This is a genomic window from Kitasatospora sp. NPDC088783, from assembly GCF_044750705.1.
GTDB lineage: Bacteria > Actinomycetota > Actinomycetes > Streptomycetales > Streptomycetaceae > Kitasatospora > Kitasatospora fiedleri.
Window position 1 is genome coordinate 589,162 of record NZ_JBIVKJ010000002.1, and the last position, 20,649, is coordinate 609,810.

Here is a 20,649-nt window from a genome sequence, read left to right on the forward strand (position 1 = left end):
GCCGGGCGGGCCCCACGGGGTGCGGCGCCCCCGGGGAACCCGCCGGTGCGGCGGTCAGCAGCCAGCAGTCAGCAATCAGCGGTCAGCGCAGCGCGAACTTCTGAGCCGCGCTCCCGTTGCAGTCCCACAGCTGGAGGCGGGTGCCGTTGGCCGTGTTGCCGCTCGGGACGTCCAGGCAGCGGCCGGACTGCGGGTTCAGCAGCGAGCCGTCGGCCTGCTGGACCCACTTCTGGCCGCCCACCCCGTTGCAGTCCCACAGCTCGACCTGGCTGCCCGCCGCCGTGCCGTTGCCGTTGACGTCCAGGCAGCGGCCCAGGGTGCGCAGTGAGGTGTCCGCGGCGTGGAACCAGTGCTGGTCGACCGCGTAGGACTGGCAGTTCCACAGCTGCACGGCGGTGCCGTTGACGCCGTTGTCGTCGTTGGCGACGTCCACGCACTGCCCGCCCGGGGCGGCGACCGGACCGCCCCCGTCGACCGCGAACTTCTGCGCCGCGGCGCCGTTGCAGTCCCACAGCTGCAACCGGGTGCCGTTGGCGCTGTTCCCGTTGGGCGCGTCCACGCAGCGGCCGGACTGCGGGTTCAGCAGCGAACCGTCGGCCTGCTGGAACCACTTCTGCGCGCCGCCGCCGTTGCAGTCCCACAGTTGCAGGAGCGTGCCGTTGGCGGTGCCGTTGCCGGTGGCGTCCAGGCAGCGCCCGAGGGTGCCGAGCGAGCCGTCCACGCCGTGCACCCAGTGCTGGTCCTCGGCGTACGTCTGGCAGTTCCACAGCTGCACGCCGCTGCCGTTGGCGCCGGTGTCGTCGGCCGCGACGTCCACGCACTGCCCGCCCGGGCCGGTGACGGTGCCCTGCGGGCCGTTGGGCAGGTCGGTGCGGCCGTTGTAGCCGACCGAGACGACGTTGGCCTGGACGGCGTTCTCGGTGGCGTCGCCCGGGTAGCCGGAGACCATGACGCCCTCGAAGAAGGTGCCGCGGTTCCAGTTCGAGTTGTCGCCGCCGATGCCCAGGATGATGCCGCCCTCCTGCTTCATCGGCCGGTAGCCGGCCCGGCTCGGCAGCGCCCCGTTCCACCAGGTGGTCAGCGCGCCGGACTGCGCGTTGCCGCCCTTGAGCGCGTACGTGGTCTGGCCGTTGTTCTTCAGCACCGCCGTGACGAACGGGCTGCTGTTGCCGAGGTTGGCGGTGTTGGAGCCGTTGTCGCCCTGGAACATGCCGTTCTCCAGGTCGGCCTCGATCCACGGCCCGCTGCCGCTGCACGGCGGGAAGTAGCAGGTGGTGGCGATGGAGACGGCGTCCATGTGGCCGTTGCCGGTGTCGGCGGGCGTGGACTCGGCGTTGCCGTAGTCGAAGCAGCAGGCCGCGCCCACGTGGGTGCCGCTGGCGACCATGTAGACGCCCTCGGGCTGCCCGTTGACGGCCACGCCCGAGGCGACGCCGGTGTAGCGGTAGCCGACGCCCGGCGAGATCCACACGCCGTAGACCTTGTGGCCGCCCGCGCTGACCGCGATCTCCGAGGCGTCCGCCCCGCGGTCGTCGCCCATGCCGGCGGTCCCGGCCGGGCCCGGGGTGAGGTCGTTGTGCCGGGAGGTCTGGTCGTAGATCCGGGTGATCCGGCAGCTGCTGCCGTTGCAGAACCGGTCCTGCGCCTGGGCGTCGGCGTAGCCGCCGGCCGCGAGCAGGCCGATGTCGGCCGCCGCGCCGTCGGAGGCCCGGGTCACCCGGTACAGCGGGCCGTTGTAGGAGGAGAACAGGGCACGGGTGGTGCTGTGCGCGGCGACGCAGGGCGTGCCGCCGGACGCGTACAGGTCGCACGGCAGCGAGCCGGCCGCGTGGCCGACGCCGGGCAGGCCGATCAGCGCGGCGACCAGCAGCGCCAGGGCGGCCGCGGCCGCTCGCGCGCTGCGCCACAACTGCCCGGCGGGCAGCGGGAATCGACGGGACAAGGTGCGCTCCTTCGGGGTGGGGGTGCAAGGGGCGGTACCGGTGCGCGGAACGGGCCCGGGGGCGGCGACCGGCCGCGGGCGCGCGGAGGCTGGCGGTTCATCGGCGACCTTGTATTCTCACGTTGAAACAGCGGCGTCCTGGTGGTGCCGGCCTCGCTCCCTCGCGCACGGTCGGCGGGAGGAGGGGGTGCGGTCTTGTCCGTACCGAACAACGGAACCGGCGCCGCGGCGCCGCGGTTGAAGGACGTGGCCGAACTGGCCGGCGTCTCCGTCAAGACCGTCTCGAACGTGGTGAACGGGACCACCCCCGTCGCGGAGGCCACCCGGGAACGGGTGCAGCGGGCCATCGACCGGCTCGGCTACCAGCCCAACCTGACGGCCCGCCGGCTGCGCACCGGCCGCAGCGGGGTGATCGCGCTGGCCTTCCCCGAACTGCCCTCGCCGTACTTCGCCGAACTCGCCGTCGAGGTGATCGCGGCCGCCCGCCGGGTCGGCATCACCGTGCTGATGGACGACACCGGCGGCGACCCGGCGGCCGAGCTGCGGATCGCCTCGGGCCTGGGCGGGCCGATGATCGACGGCGTCATCCTCAGCCCGCTCGGCCTGGACCGGGCCGCGCTGCTGGCCCGCTCCCGGGAGATCCCGCTGGTCCTGCTCGGCGAGGCCGACTTCGGCCCGGTCGCCGACCGGGTGCACATCGACAACGTGGCCGGCGCCCGGGAGGCGACCCGGCACCTGATCGACGAGGGCTACCGGCGGATCGCCGCGATCGGCTGGCAGGACCCCGCGCCCCGGGCCACCGCCGAACAGCGCCTGGCCGGCTACCAGGAGGCGCTGGCCGGCGCCGGCCTGACCGCCGACCAGGAGCTGCGGCCCCCGGTCCGGGCCTACTTCCGCCCCGACGGCGCCTCGGCGATGCGCCGCCTGCTGCGCCTGCCGCGGCGGCCCGACGCGGTGTTCTGCTTCAACGACCTGCTCGCGCTCGGCGCGCTGCGGGCCGCCCACGAGGCCGGGCTGCGGGTGCCGCAGGACCTCGCGATCGTCGGCTTCGACGACGTCGAGGAGGCCGCGTACGCGATCCCCTCGCTGACCACCGTCGCCCCCGACAAGCGGCTGATCGCCGAACTCGCCGTCCGCTGCCTGGAGGAGCGCATCGAGCAGCGCTACACCGGCCCGGGCCGGCGGATCACGCCTGGCTTCCGGGTGGTGGTCCGGGAGAGCAGCACCCTGGCCCGCTGACCGGCCGCCCGCGACCGCCGGGCCGCGCCGCCGCCCGCTCACGCCGGGCCTCCCGGCGGGGCGGCCAGGTGCGGGAAGCGGAACTCGGTGGTGCTGCGCCGCACCGCGCCGGGGCGCAGCACGGTGTCCGGGTAGTCGGGCCGGTTGGGGGAGTCGGGGAAGTGCTGGGTCTCCAGGCAGACCCCGGCGTGCCGCGGGTGCGGGTCGTCCGCCAGCCCGTTGCCGGTGTAGACCTGCAGTCCGGGTTCGGTCGTCCAGACCTCCATCCGGCGCCCGGTGGCCGGGTCCTCCAGCCGGGCGGCCCGGCGCAGCGCGCCGGGGGCGGGCGGCGGGTCGAGCACCCAGCAGTGGTCGTAGCCGCCGGCGGCGTCCAGCTGCGGGTGCGGGAGGGCGAGCCGGGCGCCGATCGGGTGCGGCTCGCGCAGGTCGAAGGGCGTGCCGGCGGTCGGGGCGGGCGGCCCGGGCAGCGGCACGGCGGTCGGGTCGACCGGCAGGTAGGCGTCGGCGTCGACGGCGAGCCGGTGGTCGAGCACGCTGCCGCCGTCCCGGCCGGAGAGCCGGAAGTAGGCGTGGTGGGTGAGGTTGACGGGGGTGGGGCGGTCGGCGCGGGCGGTCCACTCCAGGCGCAGGGTGCCCGAGCGCTCCAGGATGTAGACGGCGGTGACGTGCAGCCGGCCGGGGAAGCCCATGTCGCCGTCCGGGCTGTGCAGGTCGAGGCGGAGCGCGGCGGCGTCCGGGCCGGGCAGCGCGGCGGCCTGCCAGCGGCGGCGGTGGAAGCCGTCCGGCCCGCCGTGCAGGGCGTGGCCGCGGTCGGTGGCGGGCACCCGGTGCGCCCGGCCGTCGAGCCGGAAGCCGCCGTGCGCGATCCGGTTGGCGTAGCGGCCGATCAGCGCGCCCAGGTAGGCGGTGTCGGCGGCGTACCCGGCCGGGTCGGCGCGGCCGAGCACCACCGAGGCGCTCCGGCCCTCCGGGTCGGGGACCTCCAGCCGGTGCAGGATGCCGCCCAGGTCGAGCACCTCGGCGCGGACGCCGGTCCCGGCGTCGAGGGTCCAGCGGTCGACGGGGGTCCCGTCGGGCAGGGCGCCGAACGGGCTGCGGGTGACGGACGGGGCGCGGGTGGCGGACGGGATCGGCAACGGGAGTCCTCGGGGCCTCGGGGGAAGGGGACGGAGCGTCAGGGACGGGCGGTGCGGCCGACGGTGGACTCGCGCACCACCAGCGAGTGGCCGGGCAGGATGCGGCGGGGCCGGGCCGGGGGCCGGTCGGGGCCGGCCTCGATCCGGGCGATCAGGCAGTCCACGGCGAGCCGGGCGATCGCGGCCTTGTCGGGGGCGATCGTGGTCAGGGTGACGGCGCCGTAGCCGCCCTCCTCGATGTCGTCGAAGCCCACCACGGCGACCTCCTCGGGCACCCGCACGCCCCGCTCGGCGAGCACCCGCAGCGCCCCCAGGGCGACCAGGTCGTTGTAGGCGAAGACGGCGTCGGGCGGCTCCGGCAGGTCGAGCAGGCGGGTCATCGCGACCGCGCCGTCGAGGCGGTCGTAGCCGTCGGTGGCCACCACCAGGTCGTCCCGGGGGCTGCCGCCGGCCGCCAGGATCTCCTCCCGCCAGCCGCGCAGCCGCAGGTGGGCGGGCTGCCGGCGGCTGTCGCGGCGGGCCCCGACGAAGGCGATCCGGCGCCGCCCCAGGCTGAGCAGGTGGCGCACCGCGAGCCGGGCCGCGGCCACGTTGTCGATCGCGATGTGGTCGAACGGGGCGTCGTACTCGCGCTCGCCGAGCAGCACCAGCGGCGGCCGGGCCGGGCGGCGCAGCAGGTCCTCCGCCTCCAGCCGGATCGGGCTGAGGATCAGCCCGTCGATCAGGTGGCTGCGGAAGCCCTGCGACACCAGGGTTTCCTTGGCGCGCAGCCCGGCGGTGTGGTCCAGCAGGACGGTGTGGCCGTGGTGCGCGGCGGCGTCGATCACCGCCGCGGCGAGGTCCGCGAAGTACGGGTTGCCCAGCTCGGGCACGGCCAGCGCGATGATCCCGCTGCGACCGGTGCGCAGGTGGCGGGCCGTCGCGTTGGGCCGGTAGCCCAGCTCCTCGATCGCCTGCCGCACCCGGTCCCGGGTGCCCGGTCTGACGTGCGGGTAGTCGTTGACCACGTTGGAGACGGTCTTGACGGACACCCCGGCCCGCATCGCGACGTCCTTGAGGCTCACGCCCACGGCCCTGCCCCCTCGCTCTTCCGGCACTGCCCCGATCGGCCCGCTGCGTCCCCGCTCCCGGGGCGGCGCTCATTCGTCGCGGCGCCCGCGGTCGAGCAGCGCCTGGGCCAGCACCACCACGGCCAGGAAGGCGCCGTTGACGGTGTCGGTGACGGCCGAGCCGTACTGCGAGGCCGAGCGGTCGATCAGGTTGTGGATCACCGACAGCAGCAGCACGCCCGCGACGGTGCCGCCGACCGAGCCGCTGCCGCCGGTCAGCAGCGTCCCGCCGATCGCCACCGAGGCGATCGCGGTCAGCTCGTAGCCCACGCCCACGGTGGTGACGCCCGAGCCGAGCCGGGCGCTGCCCAGCGCCCCGGCCGCGCTGGCCAGGGTCGCCGACAGCACGTACACCAGCGCCTTGGTGCGGGCGACCGGCAGGCCCATCAGCCGGGCCGCGTGCTCGTTGCCGCCGATCGCGGTGGTCGCCGCCCCGAACTTCGTCCTGGTCAGCAGCAGCGCGCCCAGGCCGAACAGGACGGCGGAGATCAGCACCGGCGTCCAGGTGCCCTCGCCCAGCGCCCGGAACGCCGAACCGCGCGGCACCAGGTACGTGCTGGTGCCCTCGGAGGTGATCAGTTGCAGCAGGCCGCGCGCCCCGAGCAGGCCCGCCAGCGTCACGATGAACGGGGCCATGCCCGCCCGGGCGACCAGCAGGCCGTGCACGCAGCCCCAGGCCGCGCCCACCGCCAGCGGCAGCAGCACCGCCGCCCAGGTGCCGTGGTGCTGGGCCGCCCAGGCGGCCAGCACCCCGCCGAGCGCGTACATCGACCCCACCGACAGGTCGATGCCGCCGGTGAGGATCACGAAGGTCAGGCCGAGCGCCAGCAGCCAGCCGAAGGCGTTGTTGCCGAGGATCGCGCCCAGGTTGTCGGTGCTCGCGAAGCCGGGCGAGAACACCGCCGCACCCAGCACCACCAGGACCAGCACGGTCAGCGCGCCCTGTCGGCGGATGCGGCCGGCCAGCCGTTCGGCGGGGGTCTCCGCGGTCGGCCGGCGGCGGGCCGGCGGCTCCGTCCGGGCGGAAGCGGTCGTGGGGCTCATCGGGTACCACGCTCCTGGGAGGCGTACACGGCCAGGCAGATGACGGCCGCTTCGACGATCTTGGTGATCGAGCTGTGCACGTCGTGCTGGGTCAGCACCGCGGTGATCAGCTGCATGAACAGCGCCCCCGCGACGGTGCCGAGCACCCGCACGCTGCCGCCGGCCAGCGGCGTCCCGCCGACCACCACCGCGGTGATCGCGTCCAGTTCGATGTTGCGGCCCTGGTTGGCCGGGTCGGCCTCCGCGCCGTGGCCGATGATCAGCACCCCGGCCACCGCCGCCAGCACCCCCGACAGCAGGTACACCGTCAGCAGCACCCGCCGCACCGGCAGCCCGGCCAGCCGGGCCGCCCGCCGGTTGTCGCCGACCGCGACCAACTGCCGCCCGAACGTGGTCCGGTGCACCAGCACGGCGGTCAGCGCCACGCACCCCGCCGCCAGCCAGGCCGTCCACGGCACGCCCGCGAACGCCTCCGAGCCCAGCCGCAGCAGCGCCGGGTCCGTCACCGGCTTCGCCGACGCCCCGTTGACCAGCGAGGCCACGCCCCGCACCCCGATCATCAGGGCCAGCGTCGCGACGATCGGCTGCACCCGGGTGAACGCCACCATCGCGCCGCCCGCCAGCCCGCTCACCGCGCCCAGCGCCACCGCCGTCACCATCGCCACCGGCAGCCCCCAGCCGATGTACAGCGGCACCACCGCCGCGGCCAGCGCGATCACCGCGCCCACCGACAGGTCGATGCCCTCGGTGCCGATCACCAGCGCCATCCCCAGCGCCACCAGCAGCGTCGGGGCGACCTGGAACAGCTGGATGCGCACGTTCCCGGCCGACAGGAACCCGCCGTCCAGCACCACCGCCGCCAGGAACAGCACCGCCAGCGCCGCGTACACGCCGTAACGCCGCAGCAGCCTCAGCGCGGGACCGCGCCCGCGCGCCGCACCGGCCAGGGCCAGGGCGCTCATCGGAGACCTCCGTCCGTGTCGTCGATTTCCTTCGCGGGAGCCGTTCCCGACGGTCCGCCAGGCGCGTCCGGGTCGTGGGCCAGCGCGGCCAGCAGCCCGTCCGCGCTGATCGAGGCGCCGGTCAGCTCCTCCACCACCGCGCCGTCCTTCAGCACCAGCACCCGGTCCGCGCCCGCGATCAGCTCCTCGGCGTCCGAGGAGATCAGCAGCACCCCCAGGCCCTCCGCCGCCAGCTCATCGATCAGCGCCTGCACCTCGGCCCGGGCGCCGACGTCGATGCCCCGGGTCGGCTCGTCCAGCAGCAGCACCTTCGGGCCCAGGCAGAGCCAGCGCGCCAGCAGCACCTTCTGCTGGTTGCCGCCCGACAGGTCCGACACCTTCTGCTCCGGGCTCGCGGCCTTGATCCGCAGCCGGGTCATGAAGGTCTCCACGATCCGGTCCTGCCGGGCCCGTGACACCAGGCCCGCCCGGGACAGCCGGGGCAGCGCCGCCAGCACGATGTTCTCCCGCACCGACAGGCCCGGCACGATGCCCTCCGCCTTCCGGTCCTCGGGCAGCAGCACCACCCCCGCCCGGATCGCCGCCGCCGGACTGCGCCGCGCCAGCACCCGGCCCGCCACCTCCACCCGCCCGGCGTCCGCGCCCAGCGCGCCCACCACCGCCTTCGCGGTCTCGCTGCGCCCCGAACCCAGCAGGCCGCCGAGCCCCAGCACCTCGCCCCGGTGCAGCGCGAAACCCACCCCGCGGACCTTGTGGCGCACCGTCAGGCCCTCGGCCCGCAGCACCGGCTGCTCCGGCCCGCCGTCCGCCCCGTGGGCCCGCCGGGCGTCGTGGGTGCGGGCGGTGCGGTCCCGGGCCGCGACCAGCTCCCGGCCCAGCATCAGCGCCACCAGCTCCCGCCGGCCCAGCCCGGCCAGGTCGCCCGCGTGCACCACCCGGCCGTCCCGCAGCACCGTCACCTCGTCGCAGAGCGCGTACAGCTCGTCCATCCGGTGGCTGACGTACACCACCGCGATGCCCTGCGCCGTCAGCTCCCGGACCACCCCGAACAGGGTGTCCACCTCGCGCGGCTCCAGCGAGGAGGTCGGCTCGTCCATCACCACCACCCGCGCCTCCACCTGCACCGCCCGCGCCAGCGCCACCATCTGCTGGGCGCCCAGGCCCAGTTCGCGCAGCGGCCGGGACACCTCGGCGCGCACCCCGTAGCGGGCCAGCAGCCCGGCGGCCTCCCGGTTCATCCGCCGGACGTCCAGCAGGCCCCGGCGGCGCGGCTCCCGGCCGAGGAACAGGTTGCGGGCCACCGACATCATCGGCACCAGGTTGACCTCCTGGTACACCGTCGAGATCCCGGCCCGCTGCGCCTCCAGCGGGGTGCGGAACGCGGCCGGGCGCCCCGCCAGTTCGATCCGGCCGGCGTCCGGGCGGTGGACGCCGGTCAGCACCTTGATCAGGGTCGACTTGCCGGCGCCGTTCTCGCCGACCAGGGCGTGCACCCGGCCGGCCCGCAGCACCAGGTCCACGCCCCGCAGGGCGTGCACGCCCGCGAAGCTCTTGTCGACGCCGGCCGCGGTCAGCACGGGGCCGGCCGCGGTGCCGGTGCCAGCGGGTACGGGCTCGGCCGCGGTCGGCGCCGCGGGGTCCGCCTCGGTCATGGGTCCTCCTCCTCGGGGCGCGGTGGGTGGTCGCGGGCCGCCGCCGGGGCCGCCCCGGGCGGGGCGCGGCTCCGGCGGCGACGCGGGGCGGGGTCAGTACACGAGGCCCTGGGCGAGCGCCTGCTGGGCGCTGTCCTTGGTGAAGTGGCCGTCCTTGATGATCACCTTGGGCTGGACGCCGGCCGTCCCGTAGAAGTCCTTCAGGGACTGGAAGGCCAGCGGGCCGAACCGCGGGTTGGTCTCGATGTCCGCGACCAACTGCCCGTCCACCACGCCCTGCACGGCCTGCCGGATGCCGTCGATCGACACGATCCGGATGTCCTTGCCGGGGGTCTTCCCGGCCGAGCGCATCGCCTGGATCGCGCCCAGCGCCATGCCGTCGTTCTCCGCGTACACGGCGTTGATGTCCGGGTGCGCCTGGAGCAGCTGCTCCATCACCTTCTGGCCCTCGGTCTGGTCGAAGTTCGCCGTCTGCGAGGCCACCACCTGCATGTTCGGGTACTTGGCCGCGAGCTGGTCGGTGAAGCCCCTGGTCCGGTCCGCCGACACGTTGTTGCCGGGCGTGCCCTGCAGGACCGCCACGTGCGCCTGCCCGCCGGTCGCGCCCGCCAGGTCGTCCGCGGCGATCTGCGCCTGCCCGTAGAAGTCCGAGCCGATGAAGGCGACGAAGTCGCTGCACGCGCCGCCGGTCACCGTGCGGTCGATGGTCAGCACCGGGATCTTCTTCGCCTTGGCCGCCGCCAGCGCCGGGCCGAGGCCGTCGGAGTTCTCCGGCGCCACGATCAGCACCTGCGCGCCCTGCGCGATCATGTCCTGGATCTGCGCGTTCTGGGCGTTGACGTCGGCGTTCGCGTTGCGCTCGATCAGCTTCACGCCGAGCTTCTTCGCCTCCGCCTCGATGCTGGCGGTCTCCGCGGCCCGGAACGGGTTGCTGGTCGACTCCGACTGCGAGAACCCGACCACGGTCTTCCCGTCGGCCAGGTCCAGCTTCGGCGCGCCGTAGGTGTCGGCCGTGCAGCCGGGGCCGCTCGCGCTCGCCGACGGCGAGACCACCTGCTGGGCGGCGGCGCTGTTCGCGCCCGCCGCGGCACTCGTCCCGGAGCCCTGGCCGGAGCCCTGGTTGGTGCAGGCGGACGCCGACGCGCACAGCCCCGCGACGAGCAGTGCGGCGACGGCGGACTTGGCGCGCAGGGTGGGGTTCATACGCCCGATCACATCCTTGACTGCGTGGGGGAGTCACCGGCTACCCGCCGGTTTCCAACGATGTAGAGGGACGATGGGCCATCCTGTCGGACGGTGTCAAGAAGTCGCGCGCCAATTCGCCGACGCCTGATCTCCCGTCAACTCGGCCTTTCGGCGGCTGACCTGCGGGTGGACCGGGACGGCCGGAAGCGGTGCTGCGCGGAGGCTGGACAGCGCCGCGCCGGGCTGCTCTGATACCGCTGCCCAGGTATTTCCAACGTTGTGAAACGAGGAACCTGACATGAACACCGGTTGTCCCGGCCTCCGGAAACGTCCCCCGGAGACGGAACGGCCCCCGCCGCGGGAGTGCGACGGGGGCCGGGACGGCGTCGGGACAGGCCGGGGGACCGGCCGGCGGGCGGGCTAGCGCACGGGCTCGCCGGCCGGTGCGTCCGCCTGCCCGCCGACGCCGCCGTCAGCGGCCTCGGCGGCGGACCCGGCGGACCCGTCGGACTCGTCGGCGGGCTCGGCCCCGTGCTCGTCGGTGCTGTGCGAGTCGGTCAGGGTCAGGGCGCCGACGGCGGTGACCAGGCCGACCACCACCGCGAGCACCGCGTAGGTGATCCGCTCGCCGTGGAAGAACGAGTGGATCAGGGGCTGGTCCCAGGTGCCGGCCGGCAGCTGGGTGGTGACCAGGGCGGCGATCAGGGTGCCGACCACGGCGGTGCCGACACTGCTGCCGACCTCCTGCGCGGTGTCGTTGAGGGCGGTGCCCATCGAGGTGCGGTTCTCGGGCATCTTCTCGACCAGGGCGATCGCGCAGATCGTCATGACGGTGCGCAGGCCGATCGTCATCACCACCATGCAGACCGCGATGGCGGCGTAGCCGTGGTCCACGCCCCAGGCCAGGCCCGCCAGCGAACCCGACAGGCAGAGCGCGCCGACCAGGCAGGCGATCCGGTGGCCGAACCGCTTGGCGAACCACTCCGACAGCGGGGTGGCGGCGAGCATGGTGAAGATGATCGGCAGGTTCGCCAGACCGGCCCGCACCGGGCTCCAGCCGTAGGCGTACTGGAAGTGCAGGATCAGCCCGAACATCACGGCGGCCATCGCGATGGCGGTGCCGATCTGAGCCACGGCCGCGCCCCGGACGGTGCCGTTCGAGAACAGCCGCAGGTCCAGCATCGGCGAGGCGGTGCGGCGCTCGTGCCAGACGAACACCGCGCCCGCCACCAGGGCGCCGAGCACCGTCCCGAGGGTGGCGGCGGAGGCCCAGCCGTGCTCGACGCCGCTGGTCAGCGCGTAGCAGGCGAGGCCGATGGTGAGCACGCTGAGCACCGCGCCCGGCAGGTCGAGCCGGTCCTTGGTCAGGTCCTCCGGCCGGTCGGCGGGGACGCCGAACCGCACGCCGAGCGCCGCGAGCAGCGCGATCGGGGCGTTCACCAGCAGCAGCCACTGCCACTTGACGTGGGCCAGGGCGGTGCCGCCGAGCAGCGGGCCGAGGACGAAGCCGGACATGCCGACGACGATCATCACGGTCATCGCGCGCATCCGCAGCGCCGCGTCGTCGAAGAGCCGGAACACCAGCGAGTTGGTGATCGGCGCCATCGCCGCGGCGGCGACGCCCAGCCCGGCGCGCAGGGCGATCAGCTGCCCCGTGCCGGTCACGGCGGCGACGCCCAGGCTGAGCAGGCCGAACACGGCGAGGCCGACCAGCAGCACCCGCCGCCGCCCGAGCCGGTCGGCCATCGACCCGGCCGTCAGCAGCAGGCCGCCGAAGGTCAGCGAGTACGCGCCGGTGACCCACTGGAGGGCGGTGGTGCCGCCGCCCAGGTCCCGGCCGATGGTGGGCAGTGCGATCGAGAGCAGGGTGTTGTCGACCATCTCGACGAAGAAGGCCAGGCAGAGCGCGGCCATCGGGATCCAGGCCGCGCGCAGCGACGGATAGGTGCGGGAAGCCGCGGGTGCGGCAGCGGTGGCAGTCATGACGGGCCTCCTTTCGTGGTTTCGGGCGGGGGCGGTCCGGGCGTCGCGCCGGGCGGGCGCGGGGTGCGGCCGTACCGGTCCGCGACGCACTATCGAACGTGGTTCTACTATAGAACCGAGTTCGATAATCCCGCAAATGTGATTGGATGGGAACCATGGCACCGACGCGACCGCACCCCGCCGAACGCCCGACCCGAGGGCGTCGACGTGCCTCGCACTCCATGGAGGCCGTCCTCGCCGCCGCCGTCGCCCTGCTGGACGAGGACGGCGAACAGGCCCTGACCCTGCGCGCCCTCGCGAGCCGGCTGGGCACCGGCGTCGGCAGCATCTACTGGTACGTCTCCGGCAAGGACGACCTGCTCGACCGCGCCATCGACCACGTCCTCGGCGGCGTCCTGACCGCCGTCGAGCAGCGGCCCGACACGGCCAACCCGATCGCCGACCTGCGCGCCATGGCCGTCACGCTGTTCGACGCGGTGGCGGACCGGCCCTGGCTCGGCGACCGCTTCCTGCGCAACATCGGCACCGAGGGCAACTCGCTGCGCCTGTACGAACTGCTCGGCCGGCAGCTGCTGCGCCTCGACCTCACCCCGAAGCAGCGCTTCCACGCCCTGTCGGCGGTCATCGGCGTCGTGGTCAGCAACGCCGCCGACCTGGGCCAGGAGGAACCGCCCGAGGAGGTCGTCGAGGGCGCCGTGGGCCGCGAGGAGTTCCTCGGCCGCTTCGCCGACAACTGGCGCGCCCTGGACCCGGAGCGCTACCCGTTCCTGCACCACATCGTGGACGAGTTCGACGGGCACGACGACCGCGAGCAGTTCCTCGCCGAACTCGACCTCACCCTGGCCGGGCTCCGCCTCCAGGCGGGCTGAGACCGGGCCGGGGACACCCCGGGGCGTCCCCGGCCCGGTCTCAGCCCAGCCGGGACAGCGGCAGCCGCCCGGTCTCCGGCGCGGCGGGGGCGGCCGGCCCGGTCAGCGCCCGCAGGTAGTCCCCGCGCGCCACCGGCCGGGCCCCCAGGGCCCGGACGTGCGGGCTGTCCCACTGCACGTCCAGCAGCCGCCCCCCGGCGGCGGCGAACCGGGCGGCCAGGTCGGCGACGGCGGTGCGGTCCGCGCCCGGCCGGCGCCCGAACATCGAGTCCAGGCTCAGCACCCCGCCGACCACGACCCCGAACGCGCCGCCCACCAGCTCCGGCCCGTCCCAGACCTCGGCGCTGTGCGCGACGCCCGCCCGGTGCAGCCGGGCCAGCGCCGCGCGCAGCGCCGGCGTCAGCCAGACCGGCCGCCGCCCCTCCGCGCAGCCCGCCACCACCTCGGCGAAGGCGCGGTCCGCCGTGCTGTACCCGTCCGCCCCGGCCCGCAGGCTCCGGCGCAGCCGGGTCGCCAGGTGCACCTCCCCCGGCGCCAGGACCGGGCGCGGATCGGGGGACCACCAGGCCAGCGCGTACGGGTCCTGCCCGACCGGCCCGGGCAGCAGTGCGATCCGCCCGGCCGCCACCTCCGAGCCGTGGCGGACCTCGTGGAACGCGGCCGCCATGTCGTCGGCCGGCATCGGGAACAGGCCGCGCCGGTAGGCGGCCAGCAGCACCGGGCCGGTCAGCTCCGCGCCGAACGCCACCGGGGCGTCGGCGGGCGCGCGGGCGAGGTCGAGCCCGTCGAAGGGGTCCGGTCCGTCGAGGGCGTCCGGCCCGTCGAAGGGGTCCGGTCCGTCGAAGGGGTCCGCTTCGGCGGCGGGGTCCGGCCCGTCGAAGGCGTCCGGTCCGTCGGCGCTGCTCACCGCGGCCTCAGCCCGCCCGGCCCGGCAGCAGCCCGGTGCCGTCCAGCTGCGCCAGGCAGCGGTCCAGCAGCCCGGCGTCGACGTCCGGCAGCACGATGCCGCTGCCCGCCAGGGCGGCCTCCGCCCGGGAGCGGTCGAAGCGCGGGAAGACCGGCCGGAAGTACAGCTCGCTGATCGACAGCCCGGTGCCGGGCGCCCGGTCGACGAACAGCGGCGCGTACGGCGCGATCGGGTGGGACGGGTGCGCGGACGCGAAGGCCACCAGTTCGCGCACCCACTCCCGGTAGGGGACGGCGGTGAGCGGACGGCCGGCGGCCGCCATCCGGGCCGCCAGCTCGGGCAGCGAGGCCGGCCGCGGCGAGGCGAGGTGGTAGACGTCGCCGCGGGCCGGGGCGTGCGCGGCGATGTGGGCGGCGGCCCGGGCGAACCGGTCGGCGGGCACGAAGTCCAGCGGCAGCCGCACCTGCGGGTAGCGCCCGCTCTCGGCGAAGTACAGCACCAGCGCCCACAGCTCGGTCGCCGGGTTCATCGCCCCGCCGGCCAGGTCCCCGGTGACGTCGTTGGTGCGGATCACGGTGACCGGCAGCCCCTGCGCCGCCGCCCGGTGCAGCAGCTGCTCGGCGACCCACTTGGACTCCACGTAGCCCACCCCCAGGTGCTCGGGGTGGGCGAGCGGGGTGCGCTCGTCCACCCCGTCGACGCCGACCGCCCCGAAACCGGCCAGCACGGCCAGCGTCGAGACGTAGTGGACGGGCACGCCCCGGCGGTGCCCGGCCAGCCGGACGACCTCCCGGGTGCCGTCCACGTTGGCGCGCCGCAGCTGGTGGTACGGGTAGAGGAAGTTGACCCGGGCGCCCAGGTGGTGGATCGCGTCGAGGTGCTCGGCCAGCCAGTCGAAGCGGTGCTGCGGCAGGCCCAGCAGGGGCTCGGTGAGGTCCCCGGTCAGCGGGACGATCCGCGGGTCCGTCAACTGCCGCCCCAGGAAGCGCCGCTGGGCGTCGTGCAGGCGCTCGGCCGCCGCCGCCCGGTCCGGCGCCCGGACCAGGCAGTGGATCCGCGCCCCGGTGGTGGCGAGCAGCGTCTCCAGCAGGTGGGCGCCGCAGAAGCCGGTCGCGCCGGTGAGCAGGATCTCGGCGGGCCGTACCCGGTCCGGCGCGGGCCCGCCGCCGCCGCGCACCGGGCAGCGCACCTCGGCCTCCGCGTTCCAGTCGATGCCGCCCGCCCCCGGCCCGGCGCCGGCCGGGCCCCCCGCGCGGGCGGCCCGGACCGCGGCGGCGAACGCCCGCAGCGTCGGCTCGCCGAGCAGGGACCGGGTCAGGCCGCGCACCAGGGTGACGTCGAGGTCGGCCAGCAGCCGGACCCGGGCCAGCATCTCCATGGCCAGCAGCGACGTCCCGCCCAGGGCGAAGAAGTCGTCCAGCGGCTCGACGTGGTCCACGCCGAGCAGTTCGGCCCAGAGCCGGCCGATGGTCAGCTCGGTCGCGTCCGCGGGAACGCCGTCGCCCGGCCCCGGCGGCGGCGCGGCGGCGTGCACCGCCGACGCGGGCGGGGCCGGCAGCGCCCGGCGGTCGATCTTCCCGGCCGCGGTGAGCGGCATCGCCGCCAGCGGCACGAACGCGGCCGGGACCATGAACGCGGGCAGGTAGCGCGCCAGGTGGGCGCGGATCGGCGCGACCCGCTCCGGCGCGCGGGCCGTCTCCGGGTCCGCCGTCGTGTAGTACGCGGTGAGGGCGGCGCTGCCGTCGGGGGCGGTCCGGTCGGCCAGCACCTTCGCCAGCCGGACCTCCGGGTGGGCGGCCAGCACCGCCTCCACCTCGCCCGGGTCGACCCGGAAGCCGCCGACCTTCACCTGCTCGTCGACCCGCCCGAGGATCTCCAGGACACCGTCCGGCCGCAGCCGCCCGGTGTCGCCCGTCCGGTACACCAGCGCCCCCGGCTCCCCGGCGGACGGGTCCGGCACGAACGCCTCGGCGGTCGCGGCGGCGTCCCGCCAGTAGCCCAGCGCCAGGCCCGGACCGGCCAGGTGGATCTCGCCCTTCCCGCCCGGCGCCACGGGTGCGAGCCGCCCGTCCAGCAGGTGCACCCGCACCCCGGGCAGCGGCCGGCCGATCGGCGCCGGCGCCGTCGCGGCGGCGTCCCCGAGCACCTCGGCCGTCACCTCGCAGAGGGTGGAGGTGATCGCCGCCTCGCTCACCCCGTAGGCGTTGAGCAGCCGCACCCCCGGCAGCCGGGCCAGGAAGGCCCGGCAGTCGTCCACGTGCACCACGTCCCCGCCGACCAGGACCAGCCGCAGCCCCGTCCGGCCCAGCTCGCCCGGCTCCAGCTGCGCCACCAGGTGGTGCCAGTACGCGGGGGTGAGGTCGGCCACCGTCAGGCGCAGCTCCCCGATCCGCTCCAGCAGCTCGGTCGGCGCCCACGCGTCGACCCCGCCGAGCACCACCGCGGCGCCCCGGGTCAGCGGCGCGAGGACCTGCTCCAGCGCGGTGTCGAAACCCAGCGCGCCCAGCTGCAGCACCCGGTCGCCCGGCGCCAGCCCGTACGCCCGGCCGACCCGGTCCAGGGTGAACGCCAGCGGCCCGTGCGCCACGGCCACGCACTTGGGGACGCCGCTGGAGCCGGAGGTGTGGATCAGGTACGCCAGGTCGCCCGGACCGAGCGGGGGCGGCTCCTCGACGGGACCCGCCGCGTCCGGCCCGAGCACCCGCACCCCCGGCCAGCCCGGGGCGCCCGCCGCCACGGCCACGGCCGCCCCGCACCGCGCCACCACCCGGTCCTGCCGCTCGGCGGGCCAGGACGGGTCCACCGGCAGCAGGCCGCCGCCCGCGCCGAGCACGGCCAGCCAGGCGACCACCAGGTCCACGTCCCGGGGCAGCCGGACCGGCACGGGGTCGCCCGGCCGGACCCCGGCCGCCCGCAGCGCCCCGGCCAGCCGGGCGGCGCGCAGCGCCAGCTCCCGGTAGGACAGCGTGCCGCCCTCGCCCAGCACGGCGAGCGCCTCCGGGTCCCGCGCCGCGCGGGCCCGGAACGCCTCGTACGCCGGGACCGGCCCGCCCGGACCGGGCCGCGGGCCGTCCCCGGACCGGGCCGCCAGGCCCAGCTCCGACGGCCGCCAGTTCCGGTCGACGAACGCCCGGCAGTCCGGGCGCCCGGCCGGCCCGAAGACCGGCTCCCACCCGTCCGTCCGGGCCGCCGCGGCCGGTCGGATAGCGTGCCGCCCGGAGGCGTCGCGGATCACCGACCAGCTGGTCCCATCCGGCGGGGGAGGACCGTCCGCCGTACCGCCTGCTCGTTCCACCACAGGACTGACCTCGCTCGCGCGGGCAACAGAAACAGATACGAAATTGTGCTATTCGACTATATGCGCCCATGGTGGACGAAGGTGTTCGCAAGCCGTCGATCCGGGACCCTACCGGCAGGAGGTAGCGCCATGACAGCCCGTCGCCGGCTCCTGATGGCCTGCTTCCTGGCGTGGATGGCACTGCTGACCGGCATCTACTACGCCAACCCCGACCAGCGGATCATCTGGTGGACCGGGATCGGCATGAGCGGCGCCGCCGCCGTCGTCACCGGCGTCCGGCTGAACCGGCCCGCGCACGCCACGCCCTGGTACCTGCTGGCCCTCGCCAACGTCAGCTTCACCGCCGGCGAGGTCACCCAGGTCGTCCAGACCCAGTTCCTGCACCTCGACAACCCGTTCCCGTCCGTCGCGGACGTCTTCTACCTCGCCGAGTTCGTGCTGTACGCGGCCGGCGCCCTGCTCTTCATCCGCCGCCGCAAGTCCAGACAGGACTGGGCCGGGCTGCTCGACGCCCTGATCCTCACCATGAGCCTGGCGCTGCTCGGCTGGATCTACCTGATCCTGCCCTACACCCGCAACCCCGACCTCGACTGGTTCTCCAAGGCCGTCTCGATCGCCTACCCGCTCGGCGACATCGTCGTCCTCGCCCTGCTGCTGCGGCTGCTCACCCCTACCGGCGGCGCCAGCCGCTCGCTGCAACTGCTCACCGTCGGCACCGTCGGCATCCTGCTCTCCGACACCGCCTACGGACTGATCCAGCTGCACGGGAACTGGCACATCGGCACCCCCGTCGACCTCGGCTGGGCCGTCCTCTACGCCGCCTGGGGCGCGGCCGCCCTCCACCCCTCGATGGTCGAACTCACCCACCCGCTGCCCACCCAGCAACCCGGCCTGGGCACCGGACGGCTGCTGCTGCTCACCGCCGCGGCGCTCATCGCCCCCGCCATCCTGCTGGCCGAGTGGGTGGCCGGGAACACCGCCAACACCGGCGTGATCGGCGCCTTCTCGGCCGTCCTGTACCTGCTGGTGCTGGCCCGGCTCGCCGTCGTGGTCGCCGCCTACCGGCAGGCCGCGGTGCGCGAGCGCACCCTGCGCGAGGCCGGCTCGCGGCTGACCGCCGCGGTCACCGTCGACGAGATCGCCACCGGCGTCGAGAGCGCCGCCTCGGCCCTGATGCCCGCCCGCCCCGGCCACCCCGTCCGGCTCGCCGTCGCCCGGACCCCGCACTCCCGGCCGGCCGGCGCCCCGACCGCCCCGCCCACCGAACAGGTCGGCGCGCTGCTCGCCCTCGCCTCGCCGGACACCACGCTGCTGCTGCCCGCCGACGACCTGCGCGGCACCTCGGCGGCCTTCCCGCACGGCCTGCCCCACGTGCTGCTCTGCCCGCTCACCCTCGCCGAACGGCCCTCCGGCGACCCGCTGCTCGGCGTGCTGGTCGCGGCCGGCACCGAACAGGAACTGGCCGACCTGCGCGGCCCGCTGGAGATCCTCGCGGCCCAGGCCGCGCTCGCCGTCGAACGGGTGCTGCTCAGCCAGGAGATCAACCACCGCAACAGCGAGCTGTACTTCCGCACCCTGGTGCAGAGCGCCAGCGACGTCATCCTGATCCTCGACGACGACGACACCGTCCGCTACGCCTCCACCTCCGCGGCCCGGGTGCTGGGCCACGCCCGGCTGGACGGCACCCCGCTGACCGACCTGGTCCCGCCCGGCGACGTCCGGGGCGTCGTCCGGACCCTGGAGCGGATCCGCACCCGCGGCTTCCCCGTCCCCGGCGACGGCCAGGACCAGCCCCGCGAGCACTGGCGGCTGGTGCGGCCCGACCGCACCCCGATCGAGGTCGAGGTCCGGTTCAACGACCTGCGCGCCGACCCGACCGTCGAAGGACTGGTGCTCACCCTGCGCGACGTCACCGAGCAGCGCGCGATGGAGCGCGAACTCACCCACCTGGCCTTCCACGACCCGCTGACCGGCCTGGCCAACCGCGTCCTGTTCCAGGACCGCGCCGCGCACGCCCTGGAGCGGACCGCCCGCAGCGGCCTGGTCACCGGCGTGCTCTTCATCGACCTCGACGACTTCAAGGCCGTCAACGACACCCAGGGCCACGCCGTCGGCGACGAACTGCTGCTCTCGGTGGCCCGCCGGGTCTCCGGCGCCCTGCGCAGCTCCGACACCGCGGCCCGGCTCGGCGGCGACGAGTTCGCCGTCCTGGTCGAGGACGCCCGCACCCCCGCCGACGTCGACGCCGTCGCCGACGGCCTGCTCGCGCTCTTCGCCGAACCGTTCGTGCTCGGCGCCGGCGCCGCCCGGGTCTCGGCCAGCATCGGGGTGGCCACCACCGAGGACAGCTCCGACACCACCGAACTGCTCGCCCACGCCGACCTCGCGCTGTACGCCGCCAAGGACGCCGGACGTCGGCAGCGCCGGCACTACCGCTCCGCGCTCCAGACCCGGCTGCTGCGGCGGCACGAGCTCTACGAGAACCTCGACGACGCGCTCACCGAGTCCGCGTTCCGGCTGCACTACCAGCCGATCGTCGCCCTCCAGGAGGGCGTGCTGACCGGCTTCGAGGCGCTGATCCGCTGGCCGCACGACCGGCACGGCATGATCCTGCCCGACGACTTCATCTCGGTCGCGGAGGAGAGCGGCCAGATCGTCCAGCTCGGCGCCTGGGTCCTCGAACAGGCCGCCCACGAGGTCGGCAAGTGGGCGGACGAGGGCGGCGCCCCCGGACGGCCCCGGCTGCGGGTGAACGTCAACGTCTCCGCCCGCCAGTTCCGCGACGCGGGCTTCCTCGACACCGTCCGCGAGGCGCTCGACACCTCGCGGATCGAACCGACGGCGCTGGTCCTGGAACTCACCGAGTCCGTGCTGATGCGGCGCGACAACCGGGTCCTCGCCGACATGGAGGAGCTGACCGCCCTGGGCGTCGGCATCGCGATCGACGACTTCGGCACCGGCTACTCCTCGCTCTCCTACCTGCGGGAGTTCCCGATCTCCATGCTGAAGATCGACAAGACCTTCATCGACGGGCTCGGCGCCTCCCCGCAGCAGCACGCCCTGGTCGAGGGCATCGCCCGGATCGCCGACACCCTGGGCGTGACGGTCATCGCCGAGGGGATCGAGACCACCGCCCAGCGCGACCTGCTCGCCGCGATGGGCTGCCCGCTCGGCCAGGGCTACCTCTTCGGCCGCCCGATGACCGCCGTCCAGGCCCGGGAACTGGTGCGCAGCCAACGGACCTTCGAGGAGTAGCCGCGCCCGTCCGGTGGGGTCGGGGGCCGGGGTCCGGGGGACGGGGCGGGGGGACGGCGGGGCCGGGT

At 75.4% G+C, this 20,649-nt stretch carries 13 protein-coding genes; 3 read left to right on the forward strand and 10 right to left on the reverse strand.

The genetic code is table 11. The annotated features are described in order from the left end of the window. Positions 1–82: 82 nt before the first annotated feature. Positions 83–1,942, reverse strand: coding sequence for an arabinofuranosidase catalytic domain-containing protein (locus ACIP60_RS07020; protein ID WP_400680877.1), 1,860 nt, complete (start codon positions 1,940–1,942; stop codon positions 83–85). A gap of 195 nt (positions 1,943–2,137) precedes the next feature. Here ACIP60_RS07020 and ACIP60_RS07025 point away from each other — a divergent pair, with 195 nt between their 5' ends. Then, positions 2,138–3,181 carry a LacI family DNA-binding transcriptional regulator gene (locus tag ACIP60_RS07025; protein WP_100834584.1) on the forward strand — a complete coding sequence of 348 codons (1,044 nt, stop codon included), beginning with the start codon at positions 2,138–2,140 and terminating at the stop codon, positions 3,179–3,181. A 38-nt stretch (positions 3,182–3,219) separates the two neighbouring features. Here ACIP60_RS07025 and ACIP60_RS07030 read toward each other — a convergent pair whose 3' ends face one another. The 7 genes from ACIP60_RS07030 to ACIP60_RS07060 form a co-directional block, all read right to left on the reverse strand. Further along, positions 3,220–4,317: an aldose epimerase family protein gene (locus ACIP60_RS07030; protein ID WP_400680881.1), complete on the reverse strand. Its 1,098-nt coding sequence runs from the start codon at positions 4,315–4,317 to the stop codon at positions 3,220–3,222. Positions 4,318–4,355: 38 nt separating this feature from the next. After that, positions 4,356–5,387, reverse strand: coding sequence for a LacI family DNA-binding transcriptional regulator (locus ACIP60_RS07035; protein WP_400680883.1), 1,032 nt, complete (start codon positions 5,385–5,387; stop codon positions 4,356–4,358). Positions 5,388–5,456: 69 nt separating this feature from the next. Next, entirely contained in the window at positions 5,457–6,470 is a 1,014-nt protein-coding gene (locus tag ACIP60_RS07040) for an ABC transporter permease (RefSeq protein ID WP_400680885.1), read from the reverse strand. Continuing rightward, positions 6,467–7,432, reverse strand: coding sequence for an ABC transporter permease (locus ACIP60_RS07045; protein ID WP_400680889.1), 966 nt, complete (start codon positions 7,430–7,432; stop codon positions 6,467–6,469). Before ACIP60_RS07045 ends, ACIP60_RS07040 begins: the two co-directional genes overlap by 4 nt. After that, positions 7,429–9,084: a sugar ABC transporter ATP-binding protein gene (locus tag ACIP60_RS07050; protein WP_400680892.1), complete on the reverse strand. Its 1,656-nt coding sequence runs from the start codon at positions 9,082–9,084 to the stop codon at positions 7,429–7,431. Before ACIP60_RS07050 ends, ACIP60_RS07045 begins: the two co-directional genes overlap by 4 nt. Before the next feature lie 93 nt (positions 9,085–9,177). Further along, positions 9,178–10,287 carry an ABC transporter substrate-binding protein gene (locus ACIP60_RS07055; RefSeq protein WP_400680894.1) on the reverse strand — a complete coding sequence of 370 codons (1,110 nt, stop codon included), beginning with the start codon at positions 10,285–10,287 and terminating at the stop codon, positions 9,178–9,180. A gap of 402 nt (positions 10,288–10,689) precedes the next feature. Then, on the reverse strand, positions 10,690–12,252 hold the full coding sequence (locus ACIP60_RS07060; protein WP_400680897.1) for an MFS transporter: 1,563 nt from the start codon (positions 12,250–12,252) through the stop codon (positions 10,690–10,692). Positions 12,253–12,473: 221 nt separating this feature from the next. Between ACIP60_RS07060 and ACIP60_RS07065 the strand changes: the two genes are divergently transcribed. Next, on the forward strand, positions 12,474–13,121 hold the full coding sequence (locus tag ACIP60_RS07065; RefSeq protein ID WP_400681564.1) for a TetR/AcrR family transcriptional regulator: 648 nt from the start codon (positions 12,474–12,476) through the stop codon (positions 13,119–13,121). A 40-nt stretch (positions 13,122–13,161) separates the two neighbouring features. Here the strand turns inward: ACIP60_RS07065 and ACIP60_RS07070 are convergent, their stop codons facing one another. Beyond that, entirely contained in the window at positions 13,162–14,028 is an 867-nt protein-coding gene (locus ACIP60_RS07070) for a leucyl/phenylalanyl-tRNA--protein transferase (RefSeq protein ID WP_400680900.1), read from the reverse strand. A 7-nt stretch (positions 14,029–14,035) separates the two neighbouring features. Then, a complete protein-coding gene (locus tag ACIP60_RS07075) occupies positions 14,036–17,263 on the reverse strand; it encodes an amino acid adenylation domain-containing protein (RefSeq protein ID WP_400680902.1) in 3,228 nt (1,075 codons plus the stop codon). 192 nt (positions 17,264–17,455) lie between these two features. Between ACIP60_RS07075 and ACIP60_RS07080 the strand changes: the two genes are divergently transcribed. Beyond that, complete coding sequence (locus ACIP60_RS07080; RefSeq protein ID WP_400680905.1) at positions 17,456–20,581, forward strand: putative bifunctional diguanylate cyclase/phosphodiesterase; 3,126 nt, start codon at positions 17,456–17,458, stop codon at positions 20,579–20,581. Positions 20,582–20,649 lie beyond the last annotated feature (68 nt).

What these genes read in the sequence shown, in the direction of transcription:
- ACIP60_RS07050 (WP_400680892.1), bottom strand. Translation starts at nt 9,084, where the DNA reads ATGACCGAGGCGGACCCCGCGGCGCCGACCGCGGCCGAGCCCGTACCC.
- ACIP60_RS07040 (WP_400680885.1), bottom strand. Translation starts at nt 6,470, where the DNA reads ATGAGCCCCACGACCGCTTCCGCCCGGACGGAGCCGCCGGCCCGCCGC.
- ACIP60_RS07065 (WP_400681564.1), top strand. Translation starts at nt 12,474, where the DNA reads ATGGAGGCCGTCCTCGCCGCCGCCGTCGCCCTGCTGGACGAGGACGGC.
- ACIP60_RS07080 (WP_400680905.1), top strand. Translation starts at nt 17,456, where the DNA reads ATGACAGCCCGTCGCCGGCTCCTGATGGCCTGCTTCCTGGCGTGGATG.
- ACIP60_RS07045 (WP_400680889.1), bottom strand. Translation starts at nt 7,432, where the DNA reads ATGAGCGCCCTGGCCCTGGCCGGTGCGGCGCGCGGGCGCGGTCCCGCG.
- ACIP60_RS07060 (WP_400680897.1), bottom strand. Translation starts at nt 12,252, where the DNA reads ATGACTGCCACCGCTGCCGCACCCGCGGCTTCCCGCACCTATCCGTCG.
- ACIP60_RS07055 (WP_400680894.1), bottom strand. Translation starts at nt 10,287, where the DNA reads ATGAACCCCACCCTGCGCGCCAAGTCCGCCGTCGCCGCACTGCTCGTC.